Annotated in this window: 23 protein-coding genes and 1 pseudogene; 11 read left to right on the top strand and 13 right to left on the bottom strand. The window is 63.3% G+C overall.

The genetic code is table 11. The features are described 5' to 3' along the window. The first annotated feature begins 5 nt into the window (after positions 1-5). Complete coding sequence (locus tag HZY77_RS12370; RefSeq protein WP_296820909.1) at positions 6-902, top strand: phosphoribosylaminoimidazolesuccinocarboxamide synthase; 897 nt, start codon at positions 6-8, stop codon at positions 900-902. Positions 903-909: 7 nt separating this feature from the next. Here the strand turns inward: HZY77_RS12370 and HZY77_RS12365 are convergent, their stop codons facing one another. Continuing rightward, positions 910-1,659: a DUF3530 family protein gene (locus HZY77_RS12365; RefSeq protein ID WP_296815194.1), complete on the bottom strand. Its 750-nt coding sequence runs from the start codon at positions 1,657-1,659 to the stop codon at positions 910-912. Between the two features lie 90 nt (positions 1,660-1,749). Between HZY77_RS12365 and HZY77_RS12360 the strand changes: the two genes are divergently transcribed. Both HZY77_RS12360 and HZY77_RS12355 read left to right on the top strand, forming a co-directional pair. Further along, the gene (locus HZY77_RS12360; RefSeq protein ID WP_296815192.1) at positions 1,750-2,874 is read left to right on the top strand and encodes an HD domain-containing phosphohydrolase; all 1,125 of its coding nucleotides are present in this window, start codon (positions 1,750-1,752) and stop codon (positions 2,872-2,874) included. Positions 2,875-2,886: 12 nt separating this feature from the next. Then, positions 2,887-5,409: an ATP-binding protein gene (locus tag HZY77_RS12355; protein ID WP_296815189.1), complete on the top strand. Its 2,523-nt coding sequence runs from the start codon at positions 2,887-2,889 to the stop codon at positions 5,407-5,409. Here HZY77_RS12355 and HZY77_RS12350 read toward each other — a convergent pair. The 7 genes from HZY77_RS12350 to HZY77_RS12320 all read right to left on the bottom strand — a co-directional run bounded on the left by HZY77_RS12350 (position 5,389) and on the right by HZY77_RS12320 (position 9,135). Then, the gene (locus tag HZY77_RS12350; RefSeq protein WP_296820907.1) at positions 5,389-5,835 is read right to left on the bottom strand and encodes a crotonase/enoyl-CoA hydratase family protein; all 447 of its coding nucleotides are present in this window, start codon (positions 5,833-5,835) and stop codon (positions 5,389-5,391) included. The genes HZY77_RS12355 and HZY77_RS12350 overlap by 21 nt on opposite strands. Continuing rightward, positions 5,835-6,005 (bottom strand): hypothetical protein, encoded by a 171-nt coding sequence (locus HZY77_RS12345; protein WP_296815187.1) that lies wholly within the window; start codon positions 6,003-6,005, stop codon positions 5,835-5,837. Before HZY77_RS12345 ends, HZY77_RS12350 begins: the two co-directional genes overlap by 1 nt. Next, a complete protein-coding gene (locus HZY77_RS12340) occupies positions 6,002-6,289 on the bottom strand; it encodes a hypothetical protein (protein WP_296815185.1) in 288 nt (95 codons plus the stop codon). Before HZY77_RS12340 ends, HZY77_RS12345 begins: the two co-directional genes overlap by 4 nt. 175 nt (positions 6,290-6,464) lie before the next feature. Continuing rightward, complete coding sequence (locus tag HZY77_RS12335) at positions 6,465-7,292, bottom strand: sulfite exporter TauE/SafE family protein (protein WP_296815182.1); 828 nt, start codon at positions 7,290-7,292, stop codon at positions 6,465-6,467. Then, on the bottom strand, positions 7,292-7,747 hold the full coding sequence (locus HZY77_RS12330) for an EVE domain-containing protein (protein ID WP_296815179.1): 456 nt from the start codon (positions 7,745-7,747) through the stop codon (positions 7,292-7,294). Before HZY77_RS12330 ends, HZY77_RS12335 begins: the two co-directional genes overlap by 1 nt. 2 nt (positions 7,748-7,749) lie before the next feature. After that, positions 7,750-8,523, bottom strand: coding sequence for an acetylglutamate kinase (argB, locus tag HZY77_RS12325; protein WP_296815177.1), 774 nt, complete (start codon positions 8,521-8,523; stop codon positions 7,750-7,752). Between the two features lie 192 nt (positions 8,524-8,715). After that, positions 8,716-9,135 carry an Hsp20 family protein gene (locus HZY77_RS12320; protein ID WP_296815174.1) on the bottom strand — a complete coding sequence of 140 codons (420 nt, stop codon included), beginning with the start codon at positions 9,133-9,135 and terminating at the stop codon, positions 8,716-8,718. A gap of 144 nt (positions 9,136-9,279) precedes the next feature. Here HZY77_RS12320 and HZY77_RS12315 point away from each other — a divergent pair, with 144 nt between their 5' ends. From HZY77_RS12315 to HZY77_RS12295, 5 genes are all read left to right on the top strand, one after another. After that, positions 9,280-9,846: a sigma-70 family RNA polymerase sigma factor gene (locus HZY77_RS12315; RefSeq protein WP_296815172.1), complete on the top strand. Its 567-nt coding sequence runs from the start codon at positions 9,280-9,282 to the stop codon at positions 9,844-9,846. A 29-nt stretch (positions 9,847-9,875) separates the two neighbouring features. Further along, entirely contained in the window at positions 9,876-10,100 is a 225-nt protein-coding gene (locus HZY77_RS12310; RefSeq protein WP_296815169.1) for a hypothetical protein, read from the top strand. Between the two features lie 231 nt (positions 10,101-10,331). Beyond that, positions 10,332-10,457: a hypothetical protein gene (locus tag HZY77_RS12305; RefSeq protein ID WP_296815166.1), complete on the top strand. Its 126-nt coding sequence runs from the start codon at positions 10,332-10,334 to the stop codon at positions 10,455-10,457. Positions 10,458-10,479: 22 nt separating this feature from the next. Then, positions 10,480-11,331 (top strand): DUF692 domain-containing protein, encoded by an 852-nt coding sequence (locus HZY77_RS12300; RefSeq protein WP_296815163.1) that lies wholly within the window; start codon positions 10,480-10,482, stop codon positions 11,329-11,331. Continuing rightward, complete coding sequence (locus HZY77_RS12295; RefSeq protein ID WP_296815160.1) at positions 11,306-12,115, top strand: putative DNA-binding domain-containing protein; 810 nt, start codon at positions 11,306-11,308, stop codon at positions 12,113-12,115. Before HZY77_RS12300 ends, HZY77_RS12295 begins: the two co-directional genes overlap by 26 nt. On the opposite strand, the gene HZY77_RS12290 is transcribed toward HZY77_RS12295, so the two are convergent. Further along, positions 12,109-12,564, bottom strand: a complete 456-nt coding sequence (locus HZY77_RS12290; RefSeq protein ID WP_296815156.1) for a copper chaperone PCu(A)C — start codon at positions 12,562-12,564, stop codon at positions 12,109-12,111. The genes HZY77_RS12295 and HZY77_RS12290 overlap by 7 nt on opposite strands. A 17-nt stretch (positions 12,565-12,581) precedes the next feature. Beyond that, complete coding sequence (locus tag HZY77_RS12285; RefSeq protein ID WP_296815153.1) at positions 12,582-13,529, bottom strand: hypothetical protein; 948 nt, start codon at positions 13,527-13,529, stop codon at positions 12,582-12,584. Positions 13,530-13,821: 292 nt separating this feature from the next. Between HZY77_RS12285 and HZY77_RS12280 the strand changes: the two genes are divergently transcribed. The 3 genes and pseudogenes from HZY77_RS12280 to HZY77_RS12270 all read left to right on the top strand — a co-directional run. Then, the gene (locus tag HZY77_RS12280) at positions 13,822-16,050 is read left to right on the top strand and encodes a TonB-dependent receptor (protein WP_296815151.1); all 2,229 of its coding nucleotides are present in this window, start codon (positions 13,822-13,824) and stop codon (positions 16,048-16,050) included. A 252-nt stretch (positions 16,051-16,302) separates the two neighbouring features. Then, positions 16,303-17,559 carry an ATP-binding protein gene (locus HZY77_RS12275; protein WP_296815148.1) on the top strand — a complete coding sequence of 419 codons (1,257 nt, stop codon included), beginning with the start codon at positions 16,303-16,305 and terminating at the stop codon, positions 17,557-17,559. Further along, a pseudogene (locus HZY77_RS12270) lies at positions 17,556-18,080 on the top strand (response regulator transcription factor); the annotation flags it as partial. The gene HZY77_RS12275 and the pseudogene HZY77_RS12270, both read left to right, overlap by 4 nt. Before the next feature lie 31 nt (positions 18,081-18,111). Here HZY77_RS12270 and HZY77_RS12265 read toward each other — a convergent pair. The 3 genes from HZY77_RS12265 to thiC form a co-directional block, all read right to left on the bottom strand. Next, positions 18,112-18,942, bottom strand: coding sequence for an undecaprenyl-diphosphate phosphatase (locus HZY77_RS12265; RefSeq protein ID WP_296820906.1), 831 nt, complete (start codon positions 18,940-18,942; stop codon positions 18,112-18,114). A gap of 88 nt (positions 18,943-19,030) precedes the next feature. Next, a complete protein-coding gene (locus HZY77_RS12260) occupies positions 19,031-20,716 on the bottom strand; it encodes a diguanylate cyclase (RefSeq protein ID WP_296815145.1) in 1,686 nt (561 codons plus the stop codon). A gap of 69 nt (positions 20,717-20,785) precedes the next feature. Then, positions 20,786-22,729, bottom strand: a complete 1,944-nt coding sequence (gene thiC / locus HZY77_RS12255; RefSeq protein WP_296815142.1) for a phosphomethylpyrimidine synthase ThiC — start codon at positions 22,727-22,729, stop codon at positions 20,786-20,788. Between the last annotated feature and the right edge of the window lie 49 nt (positions 22,730-22,778).

Here is a 22,778-nt window from a genome sequence, read left to right as displayed (position 1 = left end):
CCGCCATGTCCGCACCCCTACTCGGCCAGCCCTTACTTGAATCCCACATCGCGTCGCTACCGCTGGTCCACCGTGGCAAGGTGCGCGACATCTACGCCGTCGGCGACGACAAGCTGCTGATCGTCACCACCGACCGCCTGTCGGCCTTCGACGTGGTGATGCCGATCCCCATCCCCGGCAAGGGCGGGGTGCTGACCCGGGTGTCCGCCTTCTGGTTCGACAAGCTGAAAGCCATCGTGCCGAGCCAGGCGCTCGACATCGCCCCGGAGTCGGTCGTGGCGGAATCCGAGCGCGATCAGGTCGCCGGGCGCGCCATCGTGGTGAAAAAGCTGAAGGCCTTGCCGGTTGAAGCGATCGTGCGCGGCTACCTGGCCGGCTCCGGCTGGAAGGAATACCAGGTCAGCCAATCGGTCTGCGGCATTCCGCTCCCCGCCGGGCTTGTCCAGGCCGGTCGCCTGCCGGAACCCATCTTCACGCCCTCGACCAAGGCGGCGCTCGGCGCGCACGACGAGAACATCACGTTTGAGCAGATGGCCGCCCTGATCGGCCAGGATCTGGCCACCCAGGTACGCGACGCCAGCCTTGCCTTGTATAAATCTGCCGCAGAGTATGCGCTCACACGCGGGATCATCATCGCCGACACCAAATTCGAATTCGGGCTGGACGAAACCGGCAAACTGGTATGGATCGACGAGGCGCTGACGCCCGATTCGTCGCGCTTCTGGCCGGCCGATCAATACCGGCCGGGAAGCAGCCCACCCAGTTTCGACAAGCAGTTCGTGCGCGACTGGCTTGAAGGCAGCGGCTGGAACAAGCAGGCGCCGGGGCCGGTGCTGCCTGACGAGATCGTAGCCAAGACCAGCGAGAAATACCGCGAAGTGATGACGCGGCTGCTGGCTTGAACGCCTGTTATTTCAGGGTATCGTTCAGGAACGACGCAACCGTCTCGACCATTTCTTCCTCGTGGCCCGTGTAAAAATGGTCGGCATGCGGGATCATCACCTGCTTTGAATGACCGGCCGCCAGGCTGCCTTTGCGCTTCGCCGCGTCCGTCAGTACTGGCGGCAGGTCGTTATCGCCATACATATCCAGGACCGGCAGTTTCAGCCCGGCATAGTCATCCTGCTGCAGTCCCAGGCTCGCCCACGCTTTCACCGCGGCATCAGGCTGGCCGCTGAAATAGGCGCGGCTCATGCGCGAGCCCATGCTGTGGGAAACGATGGCCAATTGCGTGTAGCCTTTCGCCTTGAGGAAATCGACGGCCTGGGCGATGCGCTCGGCGGCCTCCGGGAAGGTCGGNGGATAGGCCGCGCCCTGGGCGTCCGCGGCGAGCACCGGCATTTGGATCGACAGGGTGGCAAAACCGCGATCGGCCAATTCGGTGCGTAGCGTGCCGACCATGCCCCAGTCAGGATGGATTCCCATGCCATGAACGACAATGGCCGCCTTGTCGCCTTCGACGGGCGTGAACAAGGCAAGAAACTTGTGATGGCCGCGCGGTGTCTGCAAATAGACCGGATCGCCCACCACCAGTCCGGGCACCACCTCGTCCGCCCATTTTTTCTCGCGCGCATAATCGGCCGCCGGCTCGGCAAACGCGACGACGGAGAACAAGGCCACCAGACCACCCATCAGACCCATCCAAATGTTTTGCTTCATCTCGGTACCCCGCAGAGTTAAAGTTAACGCTCCATTTGCCCGATAATTCTACGAATTCGTGGTTTTATCAACCATCCAGGTAAATATAAAGTGACCGCCAAGCCGTTGCGCATTGTGCCCTCTTCTGCACCCTCCACCCCGCAGCGAGACTCGCGGTCTCGCGGCGCCGCACATGTCGTCATCGTCGACGACCGGAGCACCGCGCGCAGCCTGCTGGAAGGCCTGGCCCGTACGCTGGAACCGGGCGTGATCGTGGAAAGCTACGCAGATCCGCTCGACGCCCTGACGCACATGCAGAACAAGGGTACGCCCGATCTCATCATCACCGATTACCGCATGCCCGGCATGGACGGCATCGAGTTTACCCGCCGTATCCGCGCGGAACGCCGTCTGGCCGACGTCCCCATCATCATCGTCACCGTGGTCGAGGACCGCCAGATTCGATATCAGGCGCTGGAGAACGGCGCCACGGATTTCCTCACCCGCCCCATCGATCCACAGGAATGTCGCGCCCGTTGCCTCAACCTGCTGGCGCTACGGCGCAGCCAGAAGATGGTGTCGGATCGCGCACAATGGCTGGAGGACCAGGTCCTGCAGGCCACCCGCGAGGTACGCACGCGCGAGCGCGAAACCCTGATGAAACTCGCCAAGGCCGGCGAATACCGCGATCAGGAAACCGGCAACCACATCATCCGCATGTCGAAATATGCGCGCCTGATCGCCGAGGAGCTCAAGCTCACCGCAATGGAATGCGACGAGATCGAAGCCGCCGCACCCATGCACGACATCGGCAAGATCGGCATCCCCGACGTGATCCTGCTCAAACCAGGACGCCACACCCCGGAAGAACAGGAAATCATGCGTCGCCACCCGCTGATCGGCCACGAGATCCTCGCAGACAGCCCGTCGCGCTATCTGCAGATGGGCGCGGTCATCGCGCTCGGCCACCACGAGAAATTCGATGGCAGCGGCTATCCGCAAGGCCTGGCGGGTGACGCCATTCCGCTCGCGGCACGCATTGTGGCCGTGGCCGACGTGTTTGACGCGCTCACCTCCGATCGGCCCTACAAGCGCGCCTGGTCGTTCCAGGATGCCCTCAAATATGTCCAGACGGAGAGCGGACACCATTTCGACCCCGACTGCGTTCGTGCGTTCGAACGGCGCATCGACTCCGTGGTTGCCATCATGCGCGTGCTTGGCGACAAGCACGCCTAACGCATGAAGGCCATGTTCTCCACATCGACGCCTCGATTTCTGCACTATCTGATCAAGCGGATTCGTAGCCGGCCGGATACCGAATGCCAGCAGGCCCTGATCCGCGTCGTGATCGGATTCATCTTTCTGGCCTACTTCTCCAGCGATTATGCCGTTCTGGATGACGCCATTCGCGGCCCGGCCCAGTTCATCAGCATCCTGTTCACCGGGATCGCCATCCTGATCGTCGCGCTTTCGCTGGTCCGCCTGAATATTTCTCCGGCACGCCGTCTCGTCGCGATGGCGCTGGATTATGCGACGTGTTCTTTCCTGCTGACCTATACGNGGGAGGCCGGCAGCNCCCTGCTGGTGGTGTATCTGTGGGTCACGCTGGGCAACGGCTTTCGCTACGGCGCCAACTACTTGTACGCCGCCACGGCCATGGCGATCGCAGGGTTTGTGCTGGTCCTCGCCCTTTCGCCCTACTGGAGCCAGCACATGTCCATCGGGGTGGCCTTCCTGCTGTCCATGATTGCCGTGCCGCTGTATTCGGCGTCGCTGCTGAAGCAGGTCCATTCCGCCATCCAGCGCGAACGCAAGGCCAACCAGGCCAAATCCAGCTTCCTCGCCAACATGAGCCACGAGCTCCGCACGCCGCTGAACGGCGTCATCGGCGTCGCCGATCTGCTGGCGGAAACGCGGCTCGACAAGGAACAGAAGGAATTCGCCCAGATCATCCGTGCATCGGCCAATACGCTGCTGGATCTGATCGAAAACGTACTCGACATTTCACGCATCGAAGCCGGCCGCATTGCCAAGAACGAAGAGGATTTCGACCTGCATCGCCTGGTGAACGGCACGATCGCGATGATGTCTACCCAGGCCCAGAGCAAGGGTCTGGTGCTGGCGTCTCACATCGCACCGCAGACACCGTTTCAGCTGCATGGCGATGTACGCCACCTGCGTCACGTCCTCATCAACCTGATCGGCAACGCCATCAAGTTCACCGAGCACGGGCGCGTGGATATCTACGTCCGGCCGATCGGACAGGCCAATCCGCAACGCCTGCGCTTCGAGGTCGTCGATACCGGCATCGGCATTTCGGAAGCCGCCCTGCCCCGCGTTTTCGACACCTTCACCCAGGCGGACCCGAGCATCACGCGCCGCTTCGGCGGCAGCGGCCTGGGCACCACCATCGCCAAGCAGCTGGTGGAAGCGCTCGGCGGCCAGATCGGCGTGCATAGCCGCGAAGGGGAAGGCACGACCTTCTGGTTCGAATTGCCATTCGTCCTGCAGGCGAGCCAGGCCGGCCCCGTGCCCGAACAGTTCGACGCACCGATGCGCGTGGCGATCCTGGCAAGCGGCGAACTCACGACGCGCATCCAGAGCGTGATCCGCAACTGGNGGGCCGATACGGTGGCAGTCGACAACACCACCCGGCTTGCCGCCGAGTTGTCGGCCTACCTGTCAGGCGGCACGCCGCTGGGCGCAGTGGTGGTAGAACGCAGCACCTTGCCGGGCGATCCGGTCGCTTTCCTGCACCTTCTGCGCGACGATCCTAGTCTGGCGGCCCTGCCGGTCATCCTGATCGAGTCCGATGCCCGCGTCACCCTGTCGCGCGATACGCAGCTGCTCCGCGAAGGCTACGCCTCGGTGCTGCGTACACCGGTCAACACGACCTTGCTGTTCAACGCCATCCACGCCGTCACCAGCCACGACACGCCGTCCAACGTGGTCTCGCTGGCCAACCACCTGCAGGCGCAGGCGGGGCACACGCCGGGGTTGAACATCCTGGTGGCAGAAGACAATCCGGTCAACCAGCGGGTGATCCGCGGCCTGTTGGAACATGCCGGACACACGACCTATCTGGCGCATGACGGCGAAGAAGCGCTGACCATGCTCGAATCCGGCGAGCAGCCATTCGACCTGGCCATCATCGACATGCACATGCCGCAACTGTCGGGACCCGAGGTGGTGCAACGCTGGCGTTTCATGGAAACCGGCCATTTGCCCATCATCATGCTGACTGCGGATGCGCGGAACGAAGCGCAGGTGGCTTGCGAAGAAGCTGGCGCCGACACCTTCCTCACCAAGCCAGTCAACAGCCGCGAGCTGATCGAGGTGATCGCCCGGTTGGCGGGGCAGTCGGCGCAAACAGCGACGAATGCCCCTGCCCGCGCGCAGCCGGCGGTGGATGAACTGGACGAATCGATTCTCGACAATCTCGCCCAGCTTGGCGGACCGGGTTTCGTGGAAGACCTGCTGACGAGCTTCGAGGAAGACAGCGCACGCGCCTTGCGCAACATCGAGCGCGCGCTGACCGTCCAGGATTATGGCCAGTGGCACGACCAGCTGCACATGCTCAAGGGCGGCGCCCGCGATGTCGGCGCCAACCAGCTGGCCCAGTTCTGCTCGGAAGCCGAACGCATCAAACCGTTCGAACTCGCGACGCCCGTGGCCCACGCCAAGCTCGATTCAGTGCGGGACGCCCTGGCGGCCGCACAGGCCACGCTCGTTGCCTATCAAACCAGCAAATTACGCGCTGAGCACAACTGAATCGCCGGTATGTGCGGTTTCGACCTTGCCGGTCTGCCGCATGACCAAGCGTTCCATCATGCGCAGATCCTTGCTCTCCAGCCGCAACGCCGCATCTACCCAGATTTCGGCGATCCGCATCAGTTCGTCATGTGCGATCGGCTGGGACAGTTCGCGCGCCGCCCGCAATGCCAAGGCGCCGTTGCGCTGGCGCGCCTCCTTGCGGATGAAGTCATAGACTGCCTGCTCGCCGCTGCCCGGATCGACCAGCACATCCACGGCGCCCAGTTCGTACATTTCCTCAGCCGTATAAAGCTTGCCGCTGAGAATGACTTTCTCGGCCTTGGTGTAACCGATCTTCCTGCCGAGCAGGGTCATGGCGCCCATGCCGGGGAACAGGTTGAACAGTATTTCCGGAAAGCCCATTTTCGTCCCGCGCTCCGCGATCAGGACGTTTCCCGAAAGCGCGCACTCGAAGCCGCCCCCAGTGCGTCTCCCTGCACCAGGGTGATGGTTTTCAGATTGGGGCGATTCAAATGCAGGGCATTCAGAAACAAGGGACGAATGCAGGCCTGCGCATATTTACACAGGTTTTCACGGTCGCGCGCCTCGATCAACTGGCGAAACAAGTTGAGGTCGCCCCCAGGTTGTAGATCCCGGGATGTCCGGAGGCCACCACCACATAATTCACGTCTGCACACTCCGGATCGTCCACGCGTCGGGCCACGTCACCAAACCAATCGACGATCTCCCGCAGCAACGTCCCCGTAAAACAGGGGCGTGGCGCCGCGTTCATGTAGCCCCAGGCAACCTGATTGTGCTCGTCGTAGTACGTCGTAAGTTGGCTGTAATCGTTCTGCTGTGGTTGCAGAGTGGTCCGTACTGCTTGCAGGTGCGCCATGATGCTTTCTCCACGAGGACATTGATTGGTCATGCGACGAATTTTCGGCATGTGTCCAAAGACTAACGCGCGGCTGGCGCCCGCTCAAGCACGAAATTGAAGCTTACGGCATCACCCCATATCTAGTGGGGATTCATGCCTCAGAACGCTAGATCAAGGCTGCGGGAGGGCATCCCTAGAATGTCCATACCATGCGCAGCGCGAGCGTAAACAGCAACAGCGCAAAAACCCGCTTCAAGGGGCGCACCGGAAGCCGATGAGCCGTGCGCGCGCCCAGCGGAGCGGTCAGCACGCTGCCCAGCACGATGCCGGCGAGCGCCGGCAGATAGACGAATCCCAGGCTGCCTGCAGGCAGACCGCTCACCGTCCAACCGCCCAGCACGTAGCCCACCGCGCCGGCAAACGCGATCGGAAAGCCGATCGCCGCCGAGGTGGCGATCGCCCGGTGCAGCGGGACGTTGTGCCAGAGCATGAACGGTACCGACAAGGTGCCGCCTCCGATACCGACCCAACTCGACACGACGCCGATCACGCCGCCTGCCAGCGAGGTCCCGGCACGTCCAGGCAGGCCGCGATGCGGCGCCGGTTTGAAATCCAGCCACATCTGGATGGCCGCGTAGAACAGGAAAATCACAAAGAATATTTTCAACACCGTGGCCGGCATCCGCGCTGCCAAGGCCGCACCCGCCAGCGTGCCGAGCACGATGCCAGGCGCGATGCGCCGTACCAGAGACCATTCGACAGCCCCACGGCGATGGTGCGCGCGAACGCTGGACAGGGAAGTGAACAGGATGGTCGCGAGCGACGTTCCCAACGCCAGCTGCGGTTCCATTCCGACCGCCTGGCCATGCGTGTGCAGCAGCATGATCAGCACCGGCACGATGATGAGGCCGCCGCCGACGCCCAGCAGGCCAGCCACGAAACCGACCACCAGCCCCAGCCCGCCGTAGGCGGCGAACAGCGACAGGCCGCCATAAGGCGCCAATGCGGCCAGTTCGATCATCAAAGATGCTTGACGATGAAAGCGTACTCGGCCGGGTCGACGGGAGTGATGGACAGGCGGTTGCCTTTCTGCAGGATGCGCATGTTGGCGAGTTCGGGATAGCCGCGGATTTCCGCCAGCGGCATCAGCCGCGTCTTCTTCACCAGTTTCACGTCGACATTGAACCAGCGCGGCGTTTCCGGCGTGGCCTTGGGGTCGAAATACTTGTTCCTGGGATCGAACTGGGTGGCGTCGGGATAGGCCGGCACGCTGACTTCGGCCAGCCCGGCGATGCCGGGTTCGGCACACGAGGAATGATAGAACAGCACCTTGTCACCGGGCTTCATCTGGTCGCGCATGAAATTGCGCGCCTGGTAGTTGCGCACGCCATACCAGGCGACGCTCTGCTTGGGCATGGCGGCGAGGTCGTCGATGCTGACGTCGCTCGGCTCGGATTTCATCAGCCAGTAGCGCATGGTCAGGCCCGCTTGATCAGGGTGCCGACGCCTTCGGGCGTCAGCACTTCCAGCAATAGGGCGTGCTCGACGCGGCCGTCGATGATGTGCGCAGTCTTGACGCCGCTGTTCACCGCGTCGACCGCGTAGCCGACCTTGGGAATCATGCCGCCGGAAATGGTGCCGTCCTCGATCAACTCATCGACCTCGCGCGGGGTAAGCCCCGTCAGCAGCTGCATCTGCTTGTCGAGCACGCCCGGCGTGTTGGTCATGAAAATGACCTTTTCGGCCTGTAGCACGCCAGCGATCTTGCCGGCGGCGACGTCGGCATTGATGTTGTACGCATTGCCTTCGGAGTCGGTACCGAGCGGCGCCACCACCGGAATGAAGTCACGTGCGTCGAGCACCTGGATGATTTCCGGGTCGATGCTGGTGATTTCGCCAACCTGGCCGATGTCGAGCATCTCGTCGGCCTTTTCCTTGCTGCGCACCAGCATTTTCTTGGCGTGGATGAAATTGCCGTCCTTGCCGGTCAATCCCACCGCGCGGCCGCCGTGCTTGTTGATCAACGTGACGATGTCCTGGTTGACCAGCCCGCCGAGCACCATTTCCACCACATCCAGCGTTTCCTCGTCGGTCACCCGCATGCCCTGGATGAACTCGCTCTGCTTGCCGATGCGCTGCAGCAGGCCGGCGATTTGCGGGCCGCCACCGTGCACCACGACCGGGTTCATCCCCACCAGCTTCAGCAGCACCACATCCTTGGCGAAGGCCTCCATCAGATGCCGCTCGGTCATGGCGTTGCCGCCGTATTTGATGACAATGGTCTTGTCGTAGAAGCGCTGGATGTAGGGCAGCGCCTCGGACAGGATGTTGGCCTTCTCGGCGGCGGTGTGGAGGGGGTCATGATGGCTCCGTATAAGATTGCGCGGATTTTACGCCAATAAAAAGGCGGCGCGCGGCCGCCTTTCGAGCCCGAAACCGCCGGCTTACTGCACGGCCAGACGCTTGGCCGCGGCCGCTGCTTTNTTCGGCAGAACCAGTTCCAGCACGCCATCTTGATAACGGGCGCTTGCACTTGCCTCGTCGACCTCGTGCTCGAGTGCGAAGCTGCGACCGACGCGGCCGATATAACGTTCGCGGCGCAGCACTTTCTCGCCGTCCTTCTGCTCGGTGAGTTTNTTCGTCTCGGCGCTGATCGATACGGTATTGCCGTCGATGGTGATATGGATATCGTCCTTGTTCACGCCCGGAATATCGGCATGCACAGCGTAGCCGGTTTCATCCTCTTTCACATCCATGCGAATCTGCGGCATGTCCCTGTCCAGTTTCACCGGGCGGAAAAANCCGCGGAACAGGTTGTCCAGGGAATCGGTTTCGAACGGATCGTAGCGGGTCATGTTAGACATCGTGTCCTCCTTCTGGTTGACAAACGTTGCGGATACGCATGATCTGGGGCAGCTCACCCGGCTTTTCAAGAGGCCGGCTTGTCCCTTTGGGCAGCAGCCTCTAAAGTGCCTACGCCCCCGCGACACGGGAACAAGGATCTTTCGATGAGCAAACTCGACGCGCAAACCTGGTTGGCCGACCACGGGGACTATCTGTTCCGGGTCGCACGACGCCAGTTGCACTCCGACGAACTGGCCGAGGACGCCGTACAGGAAACCCTGCTCGCCGCGATCGCCGCCCAGACTCGCTATGCGGGCGATGCCAGCCCGCGCACCTGGCTCACCGGCATCCTCAAACACAAGATCGTCGACCTGATCCGGAAACAGCTGCGCGAAGTCGCGCTGCCGTGCGACGAAGAGGGCGAAGAAGCCGTCGACCTCCTGTTCAAGCAGGATGGCCACTGGGCGGAGCCGCTCCGCCCCTGGGGCAATCCACAGGCCGAGGCCGAACTCAGCCAGTTGCGGCGCGTGCTGGACGAGTGTGCCGACCGCTTGAAACCCGCCATGGCCCAGGTGTTCAGCCTGCGCGAGGTCGCCGGCATGGAAACCGAAGAAATTTGTAAGGAACTCGATATCACGCCGACCAACTGCTGGGTACTGCTGCATCGCGCACGGTTGTTCATGCGGCAGTGCCTGGAATTGAATGGCTTTTCGAAGGCAGGTGCAGCATGAAGTGGATGCCGACATGCAAGGAAACCACCGTGCTCGCCTCACGTGCGATGGACGTGCGGCTGCCGTTTGCCGACCGGATGGCCATGCATCTGCACTTGGCCATTTGCGAGAACTGCGCCCGCTTCGCCCGGCAGTTGCAGGAAATGCGCCGCCTGTTCCGCGCAGATGCCGATGCCGGCGAGGACGCAACGGGACTCACCGACGAGGCCCGCCAGCGCATCGCAACCGAATTGCAGGGCAAGCTCGATCGCTGAGCGTGTTGCAAGAAGCCGGAATTTTCCGGCGTTGTCGTAACTTTACTCAATAGTGTTAGGAGAAAAATCGTGTCGAAAAATCCCTGTTCGTCGCTGCTGCCGGTTCCGCGTTCGTTGCCAGCATGGCGGCCGCCCCCTCGCCTCCGCCGCCAGCAACCCCTTCGCCCTGTCCGCGCTCTCGAACGGTTACCAAGTGGCCGACAATCAGGCCGCCAAGTCCGCGGACGGCAAATGCGGCGCCACCAAGAAAAAGCCGAAGAAGTCGAGATGCAGGCCACCGACAAGAAGATGCCGGAAGGCAAGTGCGGCGAGGGCAAGTGCGGCGCTCCCAAAAAGCCCCCAAGGCTGATGGGATGAACAAAGGCGACATGAAGTAAGCATGAAGCCCCTGCGCCTGTCCGGTGCGGGGCTGGGCTTTCGGCGCGAACTCATCCCTGCGCTGAAAGCCCGCGTCCCTGACACCATCGATTTTTTCGAGCTTGCTCCGGAAAACTGGATCGACATGGGCGGCGCGCGCGGCCGCGACCTGCGCAGCTTTACCGAGCGCTACCCGTTTGTTTGCCACGGCCTGTCGCTGTCGCTCGGCGGACCGTCACCGCTCGACGAAATGCTGCTGCACAAAACCCGGCAGTTCATGGAGTTGCATCAGATCGCGCTGTTTACCGAGCACCTGTCGTATTGCTCGGACGACGGCCATCTGTACGATCTGCTGCCGATCCCTTTCACGGAGGAGGCCGTCCACTATGTCGCGTCACGCATCCGGCGCACGCAAGACATCCTGGAACGCCGCATCGCCATCGAAAATGCGTCGTTCTACGCGGCCGCCCCGATCGCCGACATGGACGAAGCGAGCTTTATTCGCGCCGTACTGCAGGAAGCCGACTGCGACCTGCACCTCGACGTCAACAACGTCTACGTCAACAGCGTGAACCACCGCTACGACCCGGTCGACTTCATCCGCGCCATGCCGACCGAACGCATCGTGTACCTGCACATGGCGGGGCATCACAACGAAGCGCAGGATCTGATCATCGACACCCACGGCGCCGACGTGATCGACCCGGTATGGTCGCTGCTCGACGAAACCTACCGCATCCACGGCGTCGCCCCCACGCTGCTGGAACGCGACTTCAACATTCCACCGCTGACCGACCTGGCGCGCGAGGTCGAGCATATCGCGCGCATTCAGACCACCCACCGTCCGCATGCCTCCGTCGCCCACACGTCCTGAATTCCAGCGCTACCAGTTCGCCTTCACGGCGCATATCCGCGACCCCAAGGCGAACCCGCGCCCGCAGGGCGTGGAGGCGCGGCGCATGAAAATCTACAGCACGCTGCTCTACGACAATATCGAGGGATTCCTGCTGGCGTGCTTTCCGGTGTTGCGGCAGGTGCTCGGCACGCGCAGGTGGACACGGCTGGTGCGCGCGTTCTTCAGCACGCATCGCTGCCGCACGCCCTATTTCCGGCAGATCCCCGACGAGTTCATCCAGTTCCTGCAGAACGAATGGAACGCGCCGGAAACCTACCCGCCCTGGACGCTCGCGCTGGCGCACTACGAATGGATCGAACTGGTGCTGTCCGTGTCGGACCGCGTCGCCGATCGCGACATCGACGACGCGGGCGACCTGGTCGATGGTTTACCCGTCCTGAACCCGGTACTGGCCAATCTGCATTACGACTGGCCAGTCCATCGAATCGGCCCGCGCCGCAAGATACGGCCTGCGGACACCTGTCTGCTGGTGTTCCGCGATGCGGCCGATCAAGTGCAATTCAGCGAGATCAACGCCTTCACTGCACGCCTGCTGACGCTCCTGGAATCCGGTTCGCTGAGCGGTCGCGCCGCTCTGGAACGCATCGCCGCCGAAAGCCGCCACCCCGACCCTGCGCTGATCCTGCAGGCCGGCGGCGCCCTGCTGGAGGATATGCGGGCGCGCGGCGCGATACTCGGCACGGCGGGTTCACCCGCTCACGCCCGCCGAAGAGCTGGCGTGAGCGGCGACGCTGCTCAGTGAGGGTGCTGCATCTGCATGGCGCCGCCCATGGCACGCGCTTCGGCTTTCACCTCGACGGTCTGCTGTTTGCCGCCTGATTCGATCACCAGCGTGAGCGGGATGACGTCGCCCGCCGCGATCGGTTTNTTCAGATTCATCAGCATGATGTGGAAACCGCCTGGTTCCAGCGAGACGGTCTTGCCCTTCGGCAGATCGACCGCCTTCACTTCGCGCATCCGCATCACGTCGCCATCCATTTTCATTTCGTGCACTTCCACCCGCGGCACGACGCTGCTGGAGACGCCAACCAGGCGCGCATCGGCATCCGACTGGATCTGCATGTAGGCGCCACCGACGGGCTGGCCCGGCATGGTGGCGCGTACCCATGCGTCGGTCACGCTGATATTGGCGGCCCAGGCCGTCTGCGCTGCCAGGCTGAAGACTGCTGCAATCATCCATCCATGTTTCATTCCGGTTTCCTCTTCTCTCAGAAATGCATTGTCAAACCCAGGGTCGCCGCCCAGTCCGCCGTCAGTTGCGTGCCGTTCACATTCTGATACAGCGGCAGCTGGACCAGTCCGTAGACCTGGGCATTATGGCCGACCGGCATCGCCAGGCCCGGNGAAAAATACGCATACTTTCCACCGCTGTCGGCCGGTTCGGCATTGCGGCCGGAATCGTGTCCCCGCCAGAGCAGATTGATTTGCGCGAGCGCGTGTACCATCCCGAGCGGATAGGTTACCCCNGCGTCAAGACTGACATGGTCACCCGGCTGGTAATCCTGCCGCTCGCTGACCGCGTGCTGCCAATTCATCTGCGTGTGCCAGCCCGTTTGCGCCAGATGGCCGGAGACGAACCCGCCCGCGATCACGTCGGTGGAGCCCGATCCCGGCTGCAATGATCGTTCCGCCAGTTCGCCGTCGGTATTGCGTACCTTGGTCGAACCCGTCGGCAGCTTGACGCCGCCGATCAGGCCGTAGGCCTGGCCGTGCGCGGACTGTGCATCATCCAGCCGCAGGTGCGCCAGCACACGCACGTCGCCGAGCCGGGTGAAGTTCCAGCTTTCCGGTTCGGGCCCGCCAACGCCGTTGAAGACGTGGGAATGGTCACGCGACACCAGCGGGGCCTGCAACGTCACGCCCAGGGAGGAACTGAAGGCATGGCTCACGCTGGCGACCATATTCCGGTTGAGCGTCTTGATCTCGTCGTGTTCGCCTGTCACGCCTGCGGCCGTGGTCTTGTCCGTACCTGAACGCAGTTGATTCTGGTGGATCATTTCCATGCGCAGGTCCAGGCGCGTGGCGTTTTCCTGCCAGGGNGTCTGGGTATCCCAGTCGGTGTTGATCGTGCAGAACGCCGAACCGCAACTGGCGGCTGCGGCCATCGGAAGAAGCAACAGCGGTAGCGCAAGGCCGGTCTGCCAAGTGGGGTTCATTCGTCACGTCACGCAGGGGTTTCAGTTCGTGCACGATAACAAATTGTCCACCCCCGGCAGTGCGACATATCGTCGCATGCCGTGCGCATCCGTTCGTCCGCATTTCCTCGGCATGTCGCAAACCGCCCGGGCCAGACGCCGTGCGGCATGCGCGAAAGAATGCACGACGGGCTGGCGCCCGGAACGGCATGCAATCGGCGCGCCAACCGCATGGGTTGCGGCGATTTGTCACATTCTCGGCGGCGCACGGCTTTTTAGACTCGGGCAAAATTTCAACAACGCCGAGAAGAACATGCTGTTTCCCAGAAAGCCCCTCCCCTTCGCCCTCTCGCTTGCCATGTCGGCGATCTGGAACAATGCCGCCGCCCAGAGCGATGCCTCGCCCGTTCTCCCAGAGACGCCACTCATGACCGTCGTCGTCGTGGGCGCGCCGGATTCCACCGATGCCGAGCTCAACAGCGTGACGCTGGATGCGGCAAGCCTGCAGCCCATGCATGCCGCCACCAGCGACACGGCCAGCCTGCTCCGGGACGTTCCGGGCCTCAATCTCCAGGGTGCCGGCGGGGTGTCGAGCCTGCCGTCGATTCGCGGTCTGGGCGATGATCGCCTGCGCATCAAGGTCGATGGCATGGACCTGATCGCGTCCTGTCCCAACCACATGAACCCGGCCTTGTCCTACATCGATCCCACCAGCGTCGATGCCATCAAGGTATTCGCCGGCATCACGCCTGTCAGTGTCGGTGGCGACAGCATCGGCGGCACTCTCATCGTGGAGTCGGCCAGACCGCAATTCGCCCGCGCCGGTGATGGCGCCCTCACCCGGGGATCGGTCGGCACCTTCTACCGCAGCAACGACAATGCCATGGGCGCCAACGCCGCCGTTACGGTGGCCGGCGAAAACCTCAGCGTGACCTATACCGGTTCGACCGCGCGGTCGGGCAACTACAAGGCGGGTGACAACTTCAAGACGAACACGCTCACGGGACGGCCCGGACATACCCTGTCGCTCGACGAAGTCGGCTCGTCCGCCTACCGGTCGATCAACCAGGCGCTCGCGATCGCGCTGCGCAACGAGAATCACCTGTTCGATCTGAAGCTGGGCCGCCAGCACATTCCGTACGAGAATTTCCCGAACCAGCGCATGGACATGACCGACAACACGAGCGATCAGGTCAATCTGGGCTACACCGGGCAATACCAGTGGGGCGTTCTGAAGGCGCGCGTCTATCACGAGCAGACCCGGCACGAAATGAACTTCGGCGACGACAAGCAGCTCGTGTATGGCACCGCCCCGGGCATGCCGATGAACTCCGACGGGAAGACCACCGGCGTATCGGTCAACGCGGATATCCGGCTTTCCGAACGCGACACCGTGCGGGTCGGCAGCGAATACCAGGCCTATCGCCTGGACGACTGGTGGCCGCCGTCGGGGACGGGCGGCATGTCTCCGGGCATCTTCTGGAACATCAACGACGGCCAGCGCGACCGCTACGCCCTCTTCGGCGAATGGGAGGCGCGCCTCACGCCGCAATGGACCAGCCTGCTGGGGCTGCGTCACGAGACGGTCAGGATGGATGCGGGCGATGCGGCGGGCTACTGCACCAGCGGCATGTGCATGGGCAACCAGCTTGCCGATAGCGCCAGCTTCAACAGCCAGGATCACAGCAAAACCGATCGCAACTGGGATCTGACCGCGCTGGCGCGCTATACCCCGGATGCCACGCAGACCTACGAGGCAGGCCTCGCGCAANAGACCCGCTCGCCCAATCTGTACGAACGCTACACCTGGTCCACCTGGCCCATGGCGGCGATCATGAACAACTTCGTCGGCGACGGAAATGGCTATGTCGGCAATCTCGACCTCAAGCCGGAGGTGGCGCACACGCTGAGCTTTGCCGCCGACTGGCACGATGCCCGACAANAAATCTGGGGCGTGCGCATCGCGCCCTACTACACGCACGTCCGGGACTACATCGACGCACGCTGCAGCAGCGCCAGCTGCCCCGACGGACAATTCAACGTGCTCAAGTACGTCAACCAGTCGGCCCGGCTGGTTGGCGTCGACCTCTCCGGCCATCTCCTCGCCGCCAGCACGCCCACGTATGGTGATTTCACCGTGAGCGGCATCGTGAACGTCACCCGCGGCGAAAACCGGGATACGGGCGACAATCTGTACAACATCATGCCGCTGAACGCGAAGCTGGCGTTGACGCAGAAACGGGGACGCCTGACCAACACGGTCGAAGCGCAGTTCGTCGCGGCCAAACACACCGTCTCGGATGTCCGGAACGAAGTGGAGACCAGCGGTTACAGCCTGTTCAATCTGCGCAGCAGCTACGCATGGAAGCAGGTCCGCCTGGACGTGGGGATCGACAACCTGTTCGACAGGGGCTATGCGCTGCCCTTGGGCGGCGCCTATGTCGGCCAGGGCATGACTATGTCCATCAATGGCATCCCCTGGGGCATCGCTGTGCCCGGCCCGGGTCGGTCGGTCTATGCTGGCGTGAATTACCAGTTCTAGGAATGCCGTAGCGGGCTTCAATCCCTGCCGCGAATCCGGGTCCCGCGCGCTGCGCGCATGGGACCCGTTTCATTTCGACACACCTCATCCGACGGCGGCGGCACGGCAAAAATCCCGCCGGGCAGGCGGGACAGGTTTGGAGCAGAGCGCGGGTAAAACGCCTGCACACTTTAAAGACGACGCACGATGCGCACAATTGGACAAATTGCCGCAGCCCGCGGCGGCCGACGACACGGGTATTACAATGCCGCCATGTCGTCAGCGACCGATTCCACCCTGTTGTCCACCCTGCCCGCGCGTGCCCTGCTGGGGCGTCTGCTGGCGGTGCGCCTCTCGTTGATCGGCGGCTGGGCTGCCGGCATCGTCTGGCTGCACTGGGGCCTGCGCATCCCGATGCCGCTGTTGCCGATGGGTGCGGTCCTGCTGCTCATGGGCATGTTCTCGCTCACCACAGCATGGCGGCTGCGGCTGGACCTGCCCGCCACCCAGATGGAATTTCTGGCCCATCTGCTCGCCGACCTCACCGCGTTTGCGGTGCTGGTTNTTNTCAGCGGCGGCGTGACCAACCCCTTCGTCTCACTCATGCTGGTGCCCCTCGTCATCGCGGCGATCAGCCTGCGCCCACGCTGGGTGTGGCTGCTGGCAGCCGTGGCGGGCGGTTTCTACGGCCTGCTGCTGTTCTATTTCCAGCCGCTCGCCGTGACCGATCCGATCGCCGCCTACGGCATGCATCTGGGCGGCATGTGGTTCAACTTCCTCATCAGCGCGGGACTGATCGCCTTCTTCGTCACCCGCATGCATGCCGCCCTGCGCACGCGCGACCAGGAACTGTCCGCGCTGCGTGAANAACAGCTGCGCGACGAACGCATCGTCGCGCTGGGCACGCAGGCCGCGCTGGCTGCACACGAACTCGCCACCCCACTCGCCACCATCCAGACCACGGCACACGAGCTCGCGCGCGAGTTCGCCAACGACCCCGATATCGGCGCCGATTGCCATCTGCTCGAAAAACAGGCCCAGGCCTGCAAGCAGATCCTCACCCAGCTTGCCGCACGCGCGCAGGACAGTGCGGTGACCGCGCATCCGCTTGATGCCTGGCTCGCCACCCTGGTCGAGCGCTGGCAGGTGCTGCGCCCCGACGCCCATGTCCGCTTCACGCTACTGAACGACAGCCGTGACTTCATCCCGCCCGAGGGCCTGGAGCAGGCGATCCTGAACGTGCTGAACAATGCAGCCGACGTGTCGCCCCACGCCGTCGAATTCGCAGCCACCGCCAGCCGCGACGCGCTGGCGATCGATATCGCGGATCGCGGCCCCGGCTTTACGCCCGACCAGAAGGCGCAGGCAGGACGCGTGCTGTTCAGCGGCAAGCCAGGGCGCGGCTGGNGGATGGGCCTCGCGCTCACCCACGCCACCCTGGAACGGATCGGCGGCACGCTGACCCTGGCCGAACGCAACGGCGGCGGTACCCGCGTGCGCATCACCTTGCCTTGGACACATCCGGTATGAACAAGAAATTGCTGATCGTTGAGGACGACGCCGATTTTGCGGCGGCCCTGTCGCGCGCCATGGGCAAGCGCGGCTTCGAGACTGCCGTGGCGCACGATGCGGTAGAAGCCCGGTCCGTAGCCACGGCTTTTTCACCCAGTCATGCCGTCGTCGATCTCAAGCTGCCGGGCGAATCGGGGCTGGCTGTCGTGGCCGCGCTCGCCGCGCGCACGCCCGCGCCTGCCATCGTGGTGCTCACCGGCTACGCTAGCATCGCCACCGCCGTCGAGGCGGTCCGCCTGGGCGCACGACACTACCTGGCGAAACCGGCGGATGCCGACGAGATCCTCGCCGCGCTCATGCGCGACCAGCCCGATGCCGCGCTGGAAGTCAGTCCCGAGCCGCTATCCGTGGCGCGGCTGGAATGGGAACACATCCAGAAGGTGCTGAACGAACACGACGGCAACATCTCGGCCACCGCGCGCGCATTGAAGATGCACCGCCGGACCCTGCAGCGAAAACTCGACAAGAACCCGCCGAAGGCGGTTGAACGCCGGGGTCCGTCAGCGCGGGCTAGCCGCCGCTGCCCCAGTCGACCCATCCGGTATACGCCGTCAGCAGCACCAACAGGCCGAACACGATGCGGTACCAGGCGAACACCGTGAAATCGTGGCGGCTGACAAAGCGGATCAGGCCGCGCACCGCCAGCAGCGCGCTGATGAACGAAGCCGCGCTACCCACTGCAAACAGGCCGATGTCGTCCGCGCTGAAAAGATGCCGGTTCTTGAAGACGTCGTAGAACGTCGCGGCAAACATGGTCGGGATCGCGAGGAAAAACGAGAACTCCGTTGCCGTCTTGCGCGACAGGCCGAAAAACAGACCGCCGATAATGGTCGCCCCCGAACGCGAGGTGCCGGGAATCATCGCCAGTGCCTGCGCAAACCCGACCTTCAACGCATCGCGCCAAGTCATGTCGTCGACCGTTTCCGCACGGATGACATGCTTGCGTCGTTCCGCCCACAAAATCAGCACGCCGCCGATGATCAGCGCGGAGGCGACGACGATGGGATTGAACAGATAGTGCTTGATCTGCTTGATGAACAAGAAGCCCAGTACCGCCGCAGGGAGAAAGGCCACGATCAGGTTGATCGCCAGCCGCTGCGAGGCCGGCTCGGTCGTGACGTTGACCAGCGCATGTCCGAGGCGAGCCCGGTATTCCCACACCACCGCCAGGATCGCCGCGAACTGGATCGCGATCTCGAACACCTTGCCCTTGTCGTCATTGAAGTTGAGCAGCTGTCCGACCAGGATCAGGTGCCCGGTGCTGGACACCGGCAGGAACTCGGTCAGGCCCTCGACGATGCCGAGGATGAACGCGTGCAGAAGGATGGTGGGATCGGTCATGGCAAAGGTCTGGGCATGAAAAAACGCGTCGGGCTGACGCGCCTGCGGATTATACGCGGCGCTCATGGCCGCTTCGTGATCGCGGCATTCAGAGGGAAAGCGCTTGTTCAGACTGGCAGGCGGTCACCCGGTTCCGTCCCTGCTGCTTGGACTGGTAAAGGCATTCGTCGGCGGCTGCGATCAGGGCATCCAGCGTGAGATGGGCGGGCGCACGCTGGGCAATGCCAAAGCTCGCCGTCACCGCGCTTGCGCCGGATTCGTTCGGAACGCGCATGCCCGCGATCGCGGTACGCAGCCGCTCCGCCAGCTTTGTCGCCTCATCCCGATCGGTTTCGGGCAGGAACACGATGAATTCCTCGCCNCCNCAGCGGGCCAGCACATCGCCCAGGCGAATGGATTGCCTGAGAATGGCCGCAGTCGCCTTCAGCACGTCGTCGCCGTGTGCGTGGCCATAGGCATCGTTGACCTGCTTGAACAGATCGATGTCGAGCAGCATGACCGACGTGGGATGCCCGTGGCGAATAGCGTGGCTCCACAGTGCGCCGGTCTTGTCGTANAAGGCGCGCCGGTTGTTCAATCCCGTCAGCGGGTCCATTTGCGCCAGCCGTTCGGCGCGCAACCGTTCTTCCTGGCCGACGCGCAGCTGGTAGGCCAGGGCCAGGGCGAGCAGCGTGGCGTCGAGCTGCATGCCGATTTCCACGGCACGGAACGTCCAGCTGTTGTGCGGGATGAAGCCCCAGACCGACAAGGTCGTCAGCAGGGCGCCCACCATGGCCGAAAGGGCGGCAATGAGGAAATATTGCGCCGGTTTCTGCCCGGTGCGGACCGAGATGATGCCCAGCAACAACATGATGCTGCTGAACAGGAACGCGAAGATGAACGCATCCAGCAATGCATATTTTTGGCTGTCCAGCAGGATGGCCGCCGCCAGCAGAACGCCGAAGATGACGCAAAACCCGATGACCGCCTTGCGCACTCGCGGGAAATACACCTGCAGATCGAGAAAGCGGATGGCGAACAGCAGGCCGGACACGCCATACAGGAACATTAGGACCGGGTTGGACCATTGCTGCCAGATAGTCGAATCGGGCCAGAACCAGGCGAAACCATGACCGGTATAGGCGACGTTCATGGCGACGAACATCGCCAGGTAGAGCGCATAGTACAGATAACGCGAGCTACGGAGGCTGGCGAANAGAATGGCGTTATACGCCATCAGGGCGAGCAGGAAACCATAGACGATGCCATAGCTGAATTCCTGCTGCATTTGCCGGAGCCGCGAGGTTTCCGGGCTCAACAGATAGATCGGCGCGACCATGGGGTCGGGCGTCTCCAGGCGGATGAACACGTCGCTGGTCCCCGGCTCGAACGTATGGTCGAACACGAAGTAACGGCTGTCGACCGGGCGTTGCGCGAAGGGCAGCGTATCGCCGGCCCGGTACCGTTCGACCGTCCTGCCGCGATACTGGACGTAGACCTCGACCTGGTCGAGCCAGGCGATTTCGATGGACAGTCTTTTCTGCAGCGGCGCGGCAGTCGGGTTGTCCACCGCAAAATGGATCCACGCAGGTTTCGAACCAATGCCGAAATTCAGGACCGGGCTGTTCCCCGGAGAGAATTGTCCCGCCTGGTAGGCCGCAATCGCGGCCGGCAAGGTGAGCCGCCCGTCCTGCTCTTTCAGAAACTCCGTCGACAGGCCAATGGCCGACTCATGATCGAGGACGGCTGACAGCGGCTGGGCCGCCACCGGTGCGCTGCCCAGCCAAACCAGCATGGCGACAAGCCGAAAAAGCCATCTGAACAATCTGTTGTACAAGTTCGGCGCCGGTCGTGTACTGGAATGTCAGATCTTGCGGTAGACCTCGGCGCCCTGCTTCACGAACTCGACCGCCTTGACCTCCATGCCCTTCTCGAGGGCTTCGGCTTCGTTCAGGCCCTCCTTGGCGGCGAACTCGCGCACGTCCTGGGTGATCTTCATCGAGCAGAAGTGCGGACCGCACATCGAACAGAAGTGCGCGACTTTGGCCGACTCCTTGGGCAGCGTCTCGTCGTGGAAGGACTTCGCCTTGTCCGGGTCGAGGCCGAGATTGAACTGGTCGTCCCAGCGGAATTCGAAGCGCGCTTTCGACAACGCGTTGTCGCGGATCTGCGCGCCGGGATGGCCCTTGGCCAGATCGGCCGCGTGCGCGGCGAGCTTGTAGGTGATGATGCCTTCCTTGACGTCGTCCTTGTCCGGCAGGCCCAGATGTTCCTTCGGCGTGACGTAGCACAGCATCGCGGTGCCGTACCAGCCGATCATGGCGGCGCCGATGCCGGAGGTGATATGGTCGTAGCCGGGCGCGATGTCGGTGGTCAGCGGGCCGAGCGTGTAGAACGGCGCCTCGGAGCAGGACTCGAGCTGGATGTCCATGTTCTCCTTGATGAGCTGCATCGGCACGTGGCCGGGACCTTCGATCATCACCTGCACGTCGTGCTTCCATGCGACCTGGGTCAGCTCGCCCAGCGTACGCAGCTCGGAGAGCTGTGCCTCGTCGTTGGCGTCGTAGATCGAGCCGGGACGCAGGCCGTCACCGAGGCTGAAGGCCACGTCGTAGGCCTTCATGATGTCGCAGATGTCCTCGAAGTGGGTATAGAGGAAGCTCTCCTTGTGGTGCGCGAGACACCACTTGGCCATGATCGAGCCGCCGCGCGAGACGATGCCGGTCATGCGGTTGGCGGTCATCGGCACGTAGCGCAGCAGCACGCCGGCGTGGATGGTGAAGTAGTCGACGCCCTGCTCGGCCTGCTCGATCAGCGTGTCGCGGAACATTTCCCAGGTCAGCTCCTCGGCCTTGCCGTCGACCTTCTCGAGCGCCTGGTAGATCGGGACTGTTCCAATGGGTACGGGCGAATTGCGGATGATCCACTCGCGCGTCTCGTGGATGTTCTTGCCGGTGGAGAGATCCATCACGGTGTCGCCGCCCCAGCGGATCGCCCAGGTCATCTTCTCGACTTCTTCCTGGATGCTGGAACCGAGCGCCGAATTGCCGATGTTGGCGTTGATCTTCACCAGGAAGTTGCGGCCGATGATCATCGGCTCGGATTCCGGGTGGTTGATGTTGTTGGGGATGATGGCGCGACCGCGCGCAACTTCGTCGCGCACGAACTCGGGCGTGATCTCGTTCTGCAGGCTGGCACCGAAGTTCTGGCCGGGATGCTGGCGGTTCATCAGCGCGGCGAGTTTCTCGCCCATCGGGCCGGATGCCTTCAGCGATTCCAGGTAGGCGGCGCGGTTGTTGTTCTCGCGGATGGCAATGAACTCCATCTCCGGCGTGATGATGCCCTGGCGCGCATAGTGCATCTGGCTCACGTTCATGCCCGCCTTGGCGCGGCGCGGCGTACGGTGCAGGCCGGGGAAGCGCATGGTCGCCAGTTCGGGATTGGCCGCCTGCTGGCGGCCGTATTCGGAACTCAGGTCGGCCAGCACCTCGGTGTCGCCACGTGCCTCGATCCAGCGCGTGCGCAACGCCGGCAGGCCGGTGCGGATGTCGATCTTCGCCGTCGGATCGGTGTACGGGCCGGAGCAGTCGTAGACGAAAATCGGCGGATTCGGTTCGGAGTGCGCGCCGCCTGCGCCATTCTCGCCGCTGAACATCAGCGGCGTGTCAGCCTGGCTGATCTCGCGCATCGGCACGCGGATGTCGGGCTGGCTGCCCTGCACGTAGATCTTGCGCGAGTTCGGCAGCGGCTGCACCGCTGCTTCATCGGCGTGCGCGGTGGCGGCTAGGAATTTGGGGTTGGCGTTCATGGCGGGCGCTCCAGCAGAATTAGGGTGGAGGCCGCTGAGTCAGCCTCGC

Origin of the sequence: Thiobacillus sp., from assembly GCF_013693775.1 — a bacterium.
Lineage (GTDB): Bacteria > Pseudomonadota > Gammaproteobacteria > Burkholderiales > Thiobacillaceae > Thiobacillus.
The sequence above is the reverse complement of the archived record's forward strand: the minus strand, read 5'-3'. Positions and strand labels throughout refer to the sequence as shown.